This is a genomic window from Variovorax sp. CCNWLW235 (assembly GCF_037204085.1).
GTDB lineage: Bacteria > Pseudomonadota > Gammaproteobacteria > Burkholderiales > Burkholderiaceae_C > Variovorax.
Map to the genome: position 1 here is coordinate 152,763 of NZ_JBBCBW010000004.1, position 13,231 is coordinate 165,993.

The 13,231-nt window shown below is 66.8% G+C and carries 11 protein-coding genes; 8 read left to right on the forward strand and 3 right to left on the reverse strand.

Annotation, left to right across the window (positions count from 1 at the left end):
- Nucleotides 1–13 precede the first annotated feature (13 nt).
- Nucleotides 14–538 (forward strand): CMD domain-containing protein, encoded by a 525-nt coding sequence (locus V9L21_RS06915; RefSeq protein WP_337310325.1) that lies wholly within the window; start codon nucleotides 14–16, stop codon nucleotides 536–538.
- Complete coding sequence (locus tag V9L21_RS06920; RefSeq protein WP_337310328.1) at nucleotides 535–1,134, forward strand: peroxidase-related enzyme; 600 nt, start codon at nucleotides 535–537, stop codon at nucleotides 1,132–1,134. The genes V9L21_RS06915 and V9L21_RS06920 overlap by 4 nt, the downstream gene beginning before the upstream one ends.
- On the opposite strand, the gene V9L21_RS06925 is transcribed toward V9L21_RS06920, so the two are convergent.
- Together V9L21_RS06925 and V9L21_RS06930 are read right to left on the reverse strand one after the other, a co-directional pair.
- Nucleotides 1,129–2,208 carry an NAD/NADP octopine/nopaline dehydrogenase family protein gene (locus V9L21_RS06925; RefSeq protein ID WP_337310330.1) on the reverse strand — a complete coding sequence of 360 codons (1,080 nt, stop codon included), beginning with the start codon at nucleotides 2,206–2,208 and terminating at the stop codon, nucleotides 1,129–1,131. The two genes, V9L21_RS06920 and V9L21_RS06925, sit on opposite strands and share 6 nt — an antisense overlap.
- A complete protein-coding gene (locus tag V9L21_RS06930; RefSeq protein ID WP_337310331.1) occupies nucleotides 2,201–3,127 on the reverse strand; it encodes a Bug family tripartite tricarboxylate transporter substrate binding protein in 927 nt (308 codons plus the stop codon). The genes V9L21_RS06925 and V9L21_RS06930 overlap by 8 nt, the downstream gene beginning before the upstream one ends.
- Nucleotides 3,128–3,244: 117 nt before the next feature.
- On the opposite strand from V9L21_RS06930, the gene leuS reads away from it, so the two are divergent.
- The 6 genes from leuS to V9L21_RS06960 all read left to right on the forward strand — a co-directional run bounded on the left by leuS (nucleotide 3,245) and on the right by V9L21_RS06960 (nucleotide 12,422).
- Nucleotides 3,245–5,872, forward strand: coding sequence for a leucine--tRNA ligase (gene leuS / locus V9L21_RS06935; RefSeq protein ID WP_337310333.1), 2,628 nt, complete (start codon nucleotides 3,245–3,247; stop codon nucleotides 5,870–5,872).
- Nucleotides 5,873–5,886: 14 nt separating this feature from the next.
- Entirely contained in the window at nucleotides 5,887–6,408 is a 522-nt protein-coding gene (locus V9L21_RS06940; RefSeq protein WP_337310335.1) for an LPS-assembly lipoprotein LptE, read from the forward strand.
- 27 nt (nucleotides 6,409–6,435) lie between these two features.
- Nucleotides 6,436–7,521, forward strand: coding sequence for a DNA polymerase III subunit delta (gene holA, locus V9L21_RS06945; protein WP_337310337.1), 1,086 nt, complete (start codon nucleotides 6,436–6,438; stop codon nucleotides 7,519–7,521).
- A gap of 134 nt (nucleotides 7,522–7,655) precedes the next feature.
- Complete coding sequence (locus V9L21_RS06950) at nucleotides 7,656–8,948, forward strand: glutamate-5-semialdehyde dehydrogenase (protein ID WP_337310339.1); 1,293 nt, start codon at nucleotides 7,656–7,658, stop codon at nucleotides 8,946–8,948.
- A 120-nt stretch (nucleotides 8,949–9,068) separates the two neighbouring features.
- The gene (gene gshA, locus V9L21_RS06955) at nucleotides 9,069–10,376 is read left to right on the forward strand and encodes a glutamate--cysteine ligase (protein WP_337310341.1); all 1,308 of its coding nucleotides are present in this window, start codon (nucleotides 9,069–9,071) and stop codon (nucleotides 10,374–10,376) included.
- 174 nt (nucleotides 10,377–10,550) lie between these two features.
- Nucleotides 10,551–12,422, forward strand: coding sequence for a potassium transporter Kup (locus V9L21_RS06960; protein WP_337310343.1), 1,872 nt, complete (start codon nucleotides 10,551–10,553; stop codon nucleotides 12,420–12,422).
- Between the two features lie 40 nt (nucleotides 12,423–12,462).
- On the opposite strand, the gene V9L21_RS06965 is transcribed toward V9L21_RS06960, so the two are convergent.
- On the reverse strand, nucleotides 12,463–13,197 hold the full coding sequence (locus tag V9L21_RS06965; protein WP_337310345.1) for a GntR family transcriptional regulator: 735 nt from the start codon (nucleotides 13,195–13,197) through the stop codon (nucleotides 12,463–12,465).
- Nucleotides 13,198–13,231: the final 34 nt, after the last annotated feature.

The window sequence follows — 13,231 nt, forward strand, 5'->3', positions numbered from 1 at the left end:
TGAACTGAAACGCATGACAACAACCTCCTACGACGCATCCACACCGCTCGACGTGGTCGACGCATCGGTGCCGCTGGCGCCCAATCAGGCCACCCGCATGCTGCGACTGCAGCGCGACAAGGTCGTGGCGGCCACGCAGGGCAGCTACGACGCCATGTTCTCACCCACGGTCGAAGGCCTTTCGGTGGCCGAGCGCCTGCTGGTTGCTCTGCACGCCTGCAGCGTCTCCAAGGCCGCCACGCTCGCCTCGCACTACCGCGAGCGCTTGCTGGCCGAAGGCGCGGACCGCGAGCTGGTTGCCGCCGTGGGGAGCGGCGCACCGGTCGCCGATGCGCGCCTGCGCACGGTGCTGGCGTTCACCGCCAGCCTGATCGAGCGCCCCATCGAGGGCGACAAGGCCTCGGTCGACGCGCTGGCCCAAGCGGGCCTTTCGACGCCTGCGATCGTCGCGCTGGGCCAGCTGATTGCCTTCTTGTCCTATCAGATACGCATGGTTGCGGGCCTGCAGGCCTTGGCGGCTGCGGAGGTGTCGCAATGACCACGCCGATTCGCATCAAGGGCTTTACCAACGAGGTGCTGAGCTGGAAGCCCTGGCTCGACCCGGTCGATGTAGCCGCCGCCACGCCGGCCCAGCTGGCCGCGCTCGACGAGATGAGCCCGCAAGCGCGCACCTCGCCGTACTTCCTCGTCCTGGCGCATCAGCCCGAGATGCTGCTGCAGCGCTCCATTGCCTTCAACGCGATCATGTTTGCGCCGGGCGGCATGCCGCGGGCCGAGCGCGAACTGGGCGCCACGGTGGAATCGCGCGTCAACGGCTGCGTGTATTGCGCCTCGGTGCATGCGCAGCGCTTCGAGCAGCTTGCCAAGCGCAACGACGTGATTTCGCAGGTGTTCGAGGAGCCGGCTTCGGCGGGCACCACGGCGCGCGAAAAGGCCATCGTCGAATTTTCGATACGCCTGGGCGCCGAGCCCGACAAGGTGTCGGCCGAGGACGTGCGGGCGCTGAAAGAGGTGGGACTGACCGAACTCGAGATCCTGGACCTGGTCCACTCGGTGGCGCTTTTTGCCTGGGCCAACCGGCTGATGCTCAACCTGGGCGAGCCGGTCTTTCCCGAGGCAACGGCGACTTCATAAGCGGGCGAGCAGCCCGGCCACGGTTTCGCCGGCCAGGTTGAGCGGCGCCAGCAGGTCGTTCTGCTGCCGGTAGTCGGTGCCGCTCACCAGCGAGGCGGCGTCCACGATGGTGCGGGTTGCGGGCGTGGGCACGCCGGCAAGCTGCCCCAGCGCCTCGATGAAGGCCAGACCGTAGGGCATGTCTTCGGTCACGAAGCGGGTGTCGGTGCGCACGGGGCCGGGCGGGCCGCCGCGCTTGGCATGCAACTCGGCCGCAATGTCTTCGAGTCGTGCCGATTCCGTGCCGAACGATCGCGCGAAGTGTTCCTCGATGGGGCCGAGCTCGATGCCGAAGGCCTTGGCCACGGCCCGCCGCTCCAGGTCCAGCGCCTCGATTGCGCGGGCCACGCCGGGCGTCATGCAGTGGTACTGCGGCCAGTTCTCGGCACGCTCGATGCGGCTCCAGTTGAAGACGGCCAGCGGGCCGTGGGACTGCGGATTGACGTTCGCAAGCGCACTGGCGAGCGTGTTTTGCTGCGGAAAGAAACCGTCGCCGAATAGGGCAGTGCACAGCGCAACGGCCTTCCCGAGGTTCGCGCCCGGCAGGGCGGACACGCCGACCGCCTTGCGCCGCGTCATCACCTTGACCTGCGTGCCGGACTCGCGGCGCGCGGTCAGCACCGTGGTGCCGAAGCTCGCGACCGTGATCCGCAGGCCGGCGTGAAGGGCGCTTTCGTAGAGATAGAGCGAAGACAGCGAGGCCATCGAACTGACGATCACCGTCTGCCCGTCGCGCAGGAAGGGCAGCAGCGCATCCATCACGCGCTTGTGGCCGTTGACCGGCAGTGCGATCAGCAGCACGTCCGACCCAAGGCAGAGCTGGGCTGCATCGTCCGCCACTTCGACCGTGACGCTGCACGGCTGTCCGCCGCTGGCTTCGAGCGGCTGAGTGCGCAAGGCCTCTGCGCCTCGGCCGCCGGGCGACCAGAGCATGGCGCCGTGGCCCACCTGCCGCAGCCAGGCTGCGCTGGCAAACGCAATCGCGCCGGCGCCGGCAATGCCGACCCGATAGCGCTTTCCCGCAGGCTCAGTCAATCTTGATTCCGCCTTGCTTGATCACCTTCGCCCAGCGCTGGCTGTCTTCCGAAATGACCTTGCCCAGCGCTGCGCCGCCGCCGCAGGTGTTCACGGCGCCGAGCTGTGCGAAACGCTGTTTCGTTTCGGGCAGGTTGCACACCTCGACCAGCGCCGTGGAAAGCTTTTCGAGGCTGGCCGCGGGCATGCGCGCGGGCGCCATCACGCCGACCCAGACCGGCACCTCCATGCCGGCAAGGCTTGCTGCCTCGGCCACCGTCGGCGGCGTGCCAAGGCTGGGCAGCGCCGCGCGCGAGAAGGTGCCGAGCACGCGGGCCTTGCCGCTCGCGACCATCGGCTCGATGGAGGCGGCGCTGGTCACGATCAGCGCAACCTGGCCACCCTGCAGATCGGTGAGCGCCTGCGCGAGCAGGGCGCCCGTGAGGTGCGACACCGTGCCGTTGCCGGTCGACGCGTAGGTAACCTGGCCGGGCTTGGCCTTCGCGTCGCGCAGCACGTCGGCCACGGTCTTGTAGGGGCTTTCGGTGCGCACGGCCAAGGTCATGGGCGTGTCGCCGACCAGCGCCACGGGCGCGAGGTCGTGCACCGGGTCGTAGGGCAGCTTGGCCTGCAGGTGGGGCGCGATGGTGATGGCGCCGCCGGTGGCCAGCAGCACGGTGGAGCCGTCGGTCGCCTTGGCTACCGCGTCGGCCGCCAGGATGCCGCCCGCGCCCGCCTTGTTGTCGACGATGACGCTGCCGCCCAGCTTTTCGGTGAGCTTGGCGCCCAGGTAGCGGGCAATCACGTCCTGCGCGCCGCCCGGGGCGAAGGGCACGACGATGCGCAGCGGCTTGTCGCTCGTCTGCTGCGCCCACAGCGGCGTGGCGGTGGCAAGGCAGGCCGCAAGCCCCAGTGCCAGGTGTTTCCAAAGCAGTTTCATGGCTTTTTCCGATCCGCGTCAGGTGGCAGGAAGTCCCGCATTTCTGGGGGCGAGTCTAGTCCGGCGCGATAATCCGCCTTCCCCGGCCGCTCCGAGCCGGGCTCCTGCCGTACCGTCATGAACCCCAGCTATAAACCCAGCGACGTCGAGTCCGCTGCCCAGGCGCAATGGAGCGCCGCCGATGCCTACCGCGTCACCGAGGACGCGAGCCGCAAAAAGTATTACGCCTGCTCGATGCTGCCGTACCCCAGCGGCAAGCTGCACATGGGCCATGTGCGCAACTACACCATCAACGACATGCTCACGCGCTACCTGCGCATGAGCGGCTACAACGTGCTCATGCCCATGGGCTGGGACGCCTTCGGCCTGCCGGCTGAAAACGCGGCGCTCAAGAACGGCGTGCCGCCGGCCAAGTGGACGTACGAGAACATCGACTACATGCGCGGCCAGCTCCAGGCCATGGGCCTGGCCATCGACTGGAGCCGCGAGATCGCCACCTGCGACCCGAGCTACTACAAGTGGAACCAGTGGCTGTTCCTGAAGATGCTCGAAAAGGGCATTGCCTACCGCAAGACCCAGGTCGTCAACTGGGACCCGGTCGACCAGACCGTGCTGGCCAACGAGCAGGTGATCGACGGCAAGGGCTGGCGCACCGGCGCCACGGTCGAGCGCCGCGAAATCCCGGGCTACTACCTGAAGATCAGCGACTACGCCGAAGAACTGCTCGAGCACACCCAGCACAAGCTGCCGGGTTGGCCCGAGCGCGTCAAGCTGATGCAGGAGAACTGGATCGGCAAGAGCGAAGGCGTGCGCTTCGCTTTCACGCACGACATCAAGGACGCGAGCGGCCACTTGATCCAGGACGGCCGCATGTACGTGTTCACCACGCGCGCCGACACCATCATGGGCGTGACCTTCTGCGCCGTGGCGCCGGAGCATCCGCTGGCCGCGCACGCCGCCACGCTCGACCCCAAGGTCGCGGCCTTCATCGAGGAATGCAAGGCCGGCGGCACCACCGAGGCCGAGCTCGCCACGCAGGAGAAGAAGGGCGTGCCCACGGGCCTGACCGTGACGCACCCGATCACCGATGAGCAGGTGCCGGTGTGGGTGGGCAACTACGTGCTCATCAACTACGGCGACGGCGCTGTGATGGGCGTGCCCGCGCACGACGAGCGCGATTTCGCCTTTGCCAACAAGTACGGCATCGAGATCATCCAGGTGGTGCTGGTCGACGACGAGCCGCACTTCGACTATCACAAGTGGCAGGACTGGTACGGCGACAAACAGCGCGGCGTCACCATCAACTCCGACAACTTCAGCGGCATGACCCACAAGGAGGCCGTGGCCGCCGTGGCGCACGCGCTCGCCCAGAAGGGCCTGGGCGAAATGCAGACCACCTGGCGCCTGCGCGACTGGGGCGTGAGCCGCCAGCGCTACTGGGGCACGCCGATCCCGATCATCCATTGCGAAGAGCACGGCGCTGTGCCGGTCCCCGAGAAGGACCTGCCCGTGGTGCTCCCGACCGACTGCGTGCCCGACGGCTCGGGCAACCCGCTGGCCAAGCACGAAGGCTTTCATGCCGGCGTAGTCTGCCCCGTGTGCGGCAAGGGCGCGCGGCGCGAGACCGACACGATGGACACCTTCGTCGACAGCTCGTGGTACTTCATGCGCTACTGCGACCCGAAGAACGACCAGTCAATGGTGGCCGAGGGTGCCGACTACTGGATGCCGATGGACCAGTACATCGGCGGCATCGAGCACGCGATTCTTCACCTGCTGTATGCGCGCTTCTGGACCAAGGTGATGCGCGACCTGGGCCTTGTGAAGGTCGACGAGCCCTTCAGCAAGCTGCTCACGCAGGGCATGGTGCTGAACCACATCTACTACCACCGCGACGAGAAGGGTGGCAAGAACTACCACCCGCCGCTGGAAGTGACGCCCGTGCTCGACGCACAGGGGCGCATCGTCGGCGGCACCACCGCCGACGGCACCAAGGTCGAGTACGGCGGTGTCGGCAAGATGGGCAAGAGCGAACGCAACGGCGTCGACCCGCAGGACCTGATCGAGAAGTACGGCGCCGACACCGCGCGCCTGTACACCATGTTCACCGCGCCGCCGGAAGCCACGCTCGAGTGGAACGACGCGGCCGTCGAAGGCAGCTACCGGTTCCTGCGCCGGGTGTGGAACTTCGGCGTGGCGCAGGCTGAGCTGCCTGTCGCGTTGAGTGGTCCACCGGTCTACGGCAAGGCGGCCCAGGCGCTCCGCCGCGAGGTGCACACCGTGCTGCGTCAGGTCGACTACGACTACCAGCGCATGCAATACAACACCGTGGTGTCGGGCGCGATGAAGCTGCTCAACGCGCTCGAAGGTTTCAAGGAAGGCACTCCAGGCGACTTGGCCGCACTGCGCGAAGGCTTCGGCATCCTGCTGCGCTGCCTCTACCCTGCCACGCCGCACATCGCCTTCCAGCTCTGGCAGCAGCTCGGCTACGACGAGGAACTGGGCAATCTGCTCGACGCACCCTGGCCCGTGGTCGACGTGAGTGCGCTCGAGCAGGACGAGATCGAGCTCATGCTCCAGGTCAACGGCAAGCTGCGCGGCGCGCTGCGCGTGCCGGCCGGCGCTTCCAAGGCCGAGATCGAGCAGCTCGCGCTTTCCTGCGACGACTTCGTCAAGTTCGCGGAAGGCGCACCGGCCAAGCGCGTCATCGTGGTGCCCGGCCGCCTGGTCAACGTGGTCATTTGAGTAGCGACACAAGCATGAACAATCGAATTGCCTCGCTGCCGCGCCGCAGCTTTCTACTGGGCCTGTCCGCCGCGGGCGCAAGCCTTGCGCTGGCCGGCTGCGGGTTCGAACTGCGCAAGGCGCCCGTGTTCGCTTTCAAGACGCTGGCCGTGTCGGGCAATTCGGAACTCATCAACCGGCTGCGCCGCGAAATGCGCGCCGCCGGCACCGTGACGCTGGTGCCGCCCACCGAGGCGCAGACCGCCGATGCAATCCTTGAGATTCTTGGCGAGAACCGCGACCGCATCGTGATCTCGACCAACTCGGCCGGCGCGCTTCGCGAGCTGCAACTGCAGCTGCGCGTGCGCTTTTCGCTGCGCACGCCCGGCGGCAAGACATTGCTGCCACCGACCGAGGTGTCGCAGACGCGCGACCTGAGCTTCAACGAAACCAACGCGCTCGCGAAAGACGGCGAGGCCGAGCTGCTGTACCGCGACATGCAGGCCGACATCGCGCAGCAGCTGATGCGCCGCCTGGCGGCCGTCAAGGAACTCTAGGCGCAAGCCTGCGCCTGCCGCGATCCGATGCAACTTGCCAGCGCCCAGCTCGGGCCCCATCTGCAAAAGGGGCTGAAGCCTCTCTACACGATCCACGGCGACGAGCCGTTGCTCGCGCAAGAGGCCGCGGATGCCATTCGCGCCGCGGCGCGCACCCAGGGCTACACGGAGCGCAGCTCGTACACCGTGGCCGGCGCGCACTTCGACTGGAGCGCGGTGCTTGCGGCGGGCGGTTCGCTCTCGCTGTTTGCGGACAAGCAGATCGTCGAGATCCGCATTCCCTCGGGCAAGCCCGGCAAGGACGGCAGCACGGCGCTGCAGCAGCTGGCCGAAGCGGCGCAGGGCAACGACAGCACGCTCACGCTGGTGATGCTGCCGCGGCTCGACAAGGCCACGCGCACGGGTGCCTGGTTTTCGGCGCTCGAGAACAACGGCGTGAGCCTGCAGGTCGACCCCATCGAGCGCGCCGCGCTGCCGCAGTGGATCGCGCAGCGCCTGGGCGTGCAGGGCCAGCGCGTGATGCCGGGCGACGAAGGCCAGCGCACGCTGCAGTTCTTTGCCGACCGCGTGGAGGGCAACCTGCTCGCGGCGCACCAGGAAATCCAGAAGCTCGCCCTGCTGCATCCGGCGGGCGAACTGAGCTGGGAGCAAGTCGAGGCCGCGGTCAACAACGTGGCGCGCTACGACGTGTTCAAGCTGTCGGAGGCGGTGCTGGCCGGCAACCCGCAGCGCGTGGCGCGCATGCTCGACGGGCTGCAGGCCGAAGGCGAGGCCGAGGTTCTGGTGCACTACACGATCGCCGAGGACATCCGCGCGTTGAAACGCGTGAAGGACGCGATGGCCTCGGGCCGGCCGCTGCCCATGGCGTTGCGCGAGAACCGCATCTGGGGTCCGCGCGAGCGCGCCTTCGAGCGCGTGCTGCCAAGGCTCGACGACCGCATGCTGGCCCGGCTGCTGCGCGCCGCGCATGTGGTGGACGGCATCTGCAAGGGCCTCAAGCAGCCCGATTGGCCCGCCAGCGGCTGGCAGGCGCTGCAGCGTCTGGCACTGATGCTGTGCCGCGCCTGCAGCAGCGGCCCAGCTCCCTCTCCCTCCGGGAGAGGGTTGGGGTGAGGGCCGGCGGCCTTCATCGCATCGCGCATTTTCGAGTGCCGCAGCCCTCACCCTAGCCCTCTCCCGGAGGGAGAGGGGACAAGGCCCAAAGGGTGCAAAGCCCGGGGTTGATTCAAATGCAGGAAAATGCCGACATGAACGCGTTCAACGTCAGCGAGCACATGCAGGCCCTCGGCCTGCAAGCCAAATCCGCTGCATTCCTCATGGCCCGTGCGGATGCAGCTACCAAAAACAGAGCATTGAAGGCCCTGGCCAAGCGCCTGCGCGAAGCCGGCCCGGGCCTTTCCGAGGCCAACCAGAAGGACCTGGAGCGCGCCACGGCCGCGGGCCTGTCGGCGCCGATGGTCGACCGCCTCAAGCTCACGCCCAAGGTCATCGAGACCGTGGCGCAGGGCTGTGAGCAGCTCGCGGGCATGGCGGACGTGATCGGCGAGATCATCGGCATGAAGCAGCAGCCCAGCGGCATTCGCGTGGGCCAGATGCGAGTGCCCATCGGCGTGTTCGGCATGATCTACGAGAGCCGGCCCAACGTGACCATCGAGGCCGCGAGCCTGGCCATCAAGAGCGGCAACGCGGCCATACTGCGCGGCGGCTCGGAGGCCATCGAATCGAACAAGGCGCTGGCGCTGCTGGTGTCCGAGGCGCTGGCCGAGGCCGGCCTGCCGGTCGAGGCGGTGCAACTGGTGCAAACCACCGACCGCGAAGCCGTGGGGCAGCTCATCGCCATGCCCGAGTTCGTGGACGTGATCATTCCGCGCGGCGGCAAGGGCCTGATCGAGCGCATCAGCCGCGACGCCAAGGTGCCGGTCATCAAGCACCTGGACGGCAACTGCCACGTCTATGTGGACGACACGGCGGAGTTTGAAATGGCGCTGCGCATCGTCGACAACGCCAAGACCCAGAAATACAGCCCCTGCAACGCGGCCGAAGGCCTGCTGGTCTCGGCGGCGGTGGCCGAAGACTTCCTGCCCCGCATTGGGGCCATCTTTGCGGCCAAGGGCGTGGAAATGCGCTGCGACCCGGTCGCGGCCCGCATCCTGCGCGCGGACGATGCCGTCAGTTCAAGCGGAAAAATCGTCGATGCGGTCGAGTCCGACTGGTCCGAGGAATACCTTGCCGCGGTGATCAGCATCAAGGTGGTCGAAGGGGTCGACGAGGCCATTGCGCACATCAACCGCTACTCGAGCCACCACACCGACGCCATCGTCACGCGCGACCACGTGCATGCGCAGCGTTTTCTGCGCGAGGTCGATTCGGCGAGCGTCATGGTCAATGCGAGTACACGCTTCGCAGACGGTTTCGAGTTTGGCCTGGGGGCCGAGATCGGCATCAGCACCGACAAATTCCATGCACGCGGACCGGTCGGCATCGAAGGCCTGACCTCGCTCAAGTATGTGGTGCTGGGGCAGGGCGAAGTCCGGAGTTGATGCACCGAAGGCGGGCGGATTGAACCAAGACTGCCGTACGTAGTCTTGTCATTGGGGCGGCCACCCCCAAATCCTACAATTCCGCTCTACCTTCAAGTACAAAACCAACAAGGCCGCCGCATGGTTCCGCATCTCGTCACCGCCCTGACCGGCCCGATCAACGAACTGGAGCAGCGGGTACTCGACTCGACGCCCGCCATCGAGCGCTGGTTCCGGCTCGAATGGATGGAGCACACGCCGCCGTTCTACAGCGCCGTCGACATCCGCAACGCCGGCTTCAAGCTCGCGCCGGTCGACACCAATCTTTTCCCGGGCGGCTGGAACAATCTCACCAAGGAGATGCTGCCGCTGGCAGTGCAGGCCGCCCAGGCCGCCATCGAGAAGATCTGTCCGGAGGCGCGCAACCTGCTCGTCATTCCCGAGAACCACTCGAAGAACACCTTCTACCTGGCCAACATTGCGCAGCTGGTGCGCATCTTCCACATGGCGGGGCTCAACGTGCGGGTGGGGTCGATCGATCCGGCCATCAAGTCGCCCAAGAAGATTGAGCTGCCCAACGGCGAAACGGTGTGCCTGGAGCCTGTGGTGCGCAGCAAGCGGCGCCTGGGGCTCAAGAATTTCGACCCCTGCACCATCCTGCTCAACAACGAGCTTTCGGCCGGCACGCCGGGCATCCTGGAAGACCTGCACGAGCAGTACCTGCTGCCGCCGCTGCATGCCGGCTGGTCGGTGCGGCGCAAGAGCAACCACCTGCACAGCTACGAAGAGCTCTCCAAGCGCTTCGGCAAGCTGCTGGGCATCGACCCCTGGCTCATCAACCCCATCTATGCGCGCGCTGAAGGCGTCGACTTTGCCGAAGGCCGCGGCATCGACGTGCTGACCAGCCATGTGGATGCGGTGCTGACCAAGGTGCGCCGCAAGTACAAGGAATACGGCATCAACGAGAAGCCGTTCGTGATCGTCAAGGGCCATACCGGCAGCGACGGTCCGGGCGTGATCACGGTGCACGACGCCAAAGAGGTCGAAGGCCTGGTCGGAAAGCCCCGTGCCGCAGCAAGCACCAAGGCCGCCGCGGCCAGGGAGCTGCGCGGGCCCGGCGAGGTGATCGTCCAGGAAGGCGTGCTCACCAACGAGCGGGTGCACAACGGCGTGGCCGAACCCGTGGTCTACATGATGGACCGCTACGTGGTGGGCGGCTTCTATCGCGTGCACGCCGAGCGCGCCCCGGACGAGAACCTCAAGTCGCCGGGCGCGAGCTTCGTGCCGCTGGCGTTCTCCGAAAGTGCGCATCTGCCGCAGCCCGGCGCCAAGCCCGGCGCGAGCGCGCCGAACCGCTTCTACATGTATGGCGTGGTGGGCCGCCTGGCCATGGTGGCGGCCAGCTACGAGATGGAAGCCACCGATCCGGACGCCGAAATCTACGAATGATTTTGCCGAGCGGGTTGCGGCGGGTGCGGTCGGCGGCAAAATAGCGGCCCCACAGCAAAGGAAAGAAAAGGGCGGAGGGTGCGCGCAGCGGCTGGAAACTCCACCGCGGCAGCACTCCGGTGCGCGTAACGCCTGGTTACGCGCTTGCAATTCGCTCTTTTTCCCATCGACTTCGTGTCACCTCCCAAATCTTCTTCCGCCGCCGCCTTGATCATCGGCACCATCGGTGTCGTCTATGGCGACATCGGCACCAGCGTGCTGTATGCAGTCAAGGAAGTGTTCGGCCACGGCCACCTGCCTTTCACCGTCGAGAACGTCTACGGCATCCTGTCGATGTTCTTCTGGACGCTCACCGTCATCGTGTCGATCAAGTACGTGGTGCTGGTGCTGCGGGCCGACAACGAAGGCGAGGGCGGCCTGGTCGCCATGCTGGCGCTGGCCTCGCGTGCGGTGGCCGACAAGCCCAGGCTGCGCAACGTGCTGCTGCTGGTGGGCATCTTCGGCACCTCGCTCTTCTATGGCGACGGTGTCATCACGCCCGCCATTTCGGTGCTTTCCGCGGTGGAGGGCCTCGAAGTGGTGTCGCCGCACTTCAAGCACTATGTGCTGCCGATCACGCTGGTGGTGCTGTTCTGCCTCTTCGTGGTGCAAAAGCGCGGCACCGCGGGCATCGGCAAGTTCTTCGGCCCCATCACGCTGGCGTGGTTCCTGGCCATCGCGGTGCTCGGCGTGTCGCAGATCATTCACCACCCCGAGATCCTCAAGGCGCTGAACCCCTGGTTCGCGCTGAAGTTCATGTGGGACAACCCCGGCATCAGCTTCATTCTGCTGGGCGCCACCGTGCTGTGCGTGACCGGCGCCGAGGCGCTCTATGCCGACCTGGGCCACTTCGGCAAGCGGCCGATCCGCGTGGCGTGGTTCACGGTCGTGATGCCGGCGCTCACGCTCAACTACTTCGGGCAGGGCGCATTGCTGCTCGAGAACCCCGACGCGGTGAAGAATCCCTTCTTCATGATGGCGCCTGAGTGGGCGCTCATTCCGCTGGTGCTGCTGGCCACGGCGGCTACCGTCATCGCGTCGCAGGCGCTCATTACCGGCGCCTTCAGCGTGACGCGCCAGGTCATCCAGCTGGGCTACCTGCCGCGCCTGAACATCGAGCACACCAGTGTTCGCACGGCCGGGCAGATCTACATTCCGCTGGTCAACTGGGGCCTGTTCGTGGCCATCGTGCTGGCCGTGGTCATGTTCCGCTCGTCGAGCAGCCTGGCCGCCGCGTACGGCATTGCGGTCACCACCGACATGCTCATCACCACGGTGCTGACCTTCTTCGTGATCCGCTATGCGTGGAAGCTGCCGCTGGCGCTGTGCATCGCGTCCACCGCCGTCTTCTTCGTGGTCGACTTCCTGTTCTTCGCATCCAACCTGCTCAAGCTGTTCGAAGGCGGCTGGTTCCCGCTGGTGATCGGCGGCTTCGTGTTCACCTTGATGATCACCTGGAAGGAAGGCCGCCGCCTGATGGGCGAGGTGCAGCGCGCCGATGCAATCGAGCTCAAGGCCTTTCTCGACTCGGTATTCGAAAGCCCGCCTGCGCGCGTGGAAGGCACGGCGGTGTTCCTTACCGCCGAGCCGGGCGTGGTGCCCAACGCACTGCTGCACAACCTGAAGCACAACAAGGTGCTGCACGAGCAGAACATGTTCGTCACCGTGCGCAACCACGAGGTGCCCTGGATCCCCATGGACAAGCGCATCGAGATCGAGGCGCTCGGCCACCATTGCTGGCAGATCATCGTGCACTACGGCTTCAAGAACGACGTCGACCTGCCGCGCGCGCTCGACCATGCGCGCCTGCGCGGCTGCCAGCTCGAGCCCATGGCGACGAGCTATTTCCTCTCGCGCGACGTCGTCATTCCCACGCTCGGCAGCGGCATGGCGCCGTGGCGCGAAAAGCTGTTTGCGCAGATGCACCACAACGCGAGCGGCGCGGCCGCGTTCCTGGGGCTGCCGAACAACGCGGTGGTGGAGCTGGGCTCGAAGATCGAGATTTGAAGCGGCGCAGGCCGCCTGCGTGCGGCTGCAGGCTGGCGGCTCAGCTCAGGCCCAGCATCTGCCCCAGGCTGCGCTGCGAGGCCGGACGGTCGAGCGCGATGTTGCGCTCGAGCACCAGCAGGTGCTCTTCCATGAGCCGCACGGCGGTGTCGGCGTCGCCTCGTGCAATCGCGTCGACCACCTCCGCATGCTCGCCGTGCTCGCAAGCGGCATTGCCGGGCGGCTCGTAGAGCGCCACGATCAGCGAGCAGCGCGACATCAGCTCCGTCAGGTAGCGTTCCAGGATCGGGTTGCGCGCGAGCCGCGCGACCCTCAGGTGGAACGAGCTCGCGAGCCGCGCCCATTCGGGCTGCGTGTAGCGGTGCATTGCCGCATGCTCTTCCTTCAGGTGCCGGCGCAGTTCGGCAATTTCGGCGCGCGTGGCGTTGCGCACCGCCATGCGCACCAGCGCGGCTTCGAGCGCACGGCGGGCCTCGAAGATCTGCCGCGTTTCCTCCGGCGAGGGCATGGCCACGATGGCGCCGCGGTTCGGCCGCAGCTCCACGATGTGGTCGTGCGCAAGCCTCTGCAGCACCTTGCGCACCATCGCGCGGCTCACGCCGAACAGCTCGCACAGCGACGCCTCGGGCAGCTTGGTGCCGGGCGCAAGACGCTGGTGGGTCACGCCTTCGAACACCGAGCGGTAGATGCGCTCCTCGACGTCGCCGTCGGGCGCGGCGTCCGCGGCGGGCTGCCTTGCAGCAGTGGTTTTCAGCGAAGAAGGAGAGCGGGCCATGGGCAGGATGAGCAGGACGACGCGCCGATTATCG

Coding starts and splice junctions, on each gene's coding strand:
- V9L21_RS06915 (WP_337310325.1), top strand. CDS start 14: ATGACAACAACCTCCTACGACGCATCCACACCGCTCGACGTGGTCGAC.
- V9L21_RS06920 (WP_337310328.1), top strand. CDS start 535: ATGACCACGCCGATTCGCATCAAGGGCTTTACCAACGAGGTGCTGAGC.
- V9L21_RS06930 (WP_337310331.1), bottom strand. CDS start 3,127: ATGAAACTGCTTTGGAAACACCTGGCACTGGGGCTTGCGGCCTGCCTT.
- leuS (WP_337310333.1), top strand. CDS start 3,245: ATGAACCCCAGCTATAAACCCAGCGACGTCGAGTCCGCTGCCCAGGCG.
- V9L21_RS06940 (WP_337310335.1), top strand. CDS start 5,887: ATGAACAATCGAATTGCCTCGCTGCCGCGCCGCAGCTTTCTACTGGGC.
- holA (WP_337310337.1), top strand. CDS start 6,436: ATGCAACTTGCCAGCGCCCAGCTCGGGCCCCATCTGCAAAAGGGGCTG.
- V9L21_RS06950 (WP_337310339.1), top strand. CDS start 7,656: ATGAACGCGTTCAACGTCAGCGAGCACATGCAGGCCCTCGGCCTGCAA.
- gshA (WP_337310341.1), top strand. CDS start 9,069: ATGGTTCCGCATCTCGTCACCGCCCTGACCGGCCCGATCAACGAACTG.
- V9L21_RS06965 (WP_337310345.1), bottom strand. CDS start 13,197: ATGGCCCGCTCTCCTTCTTCGCTGAAAACCACTGCTGCAAGGCAGCCC.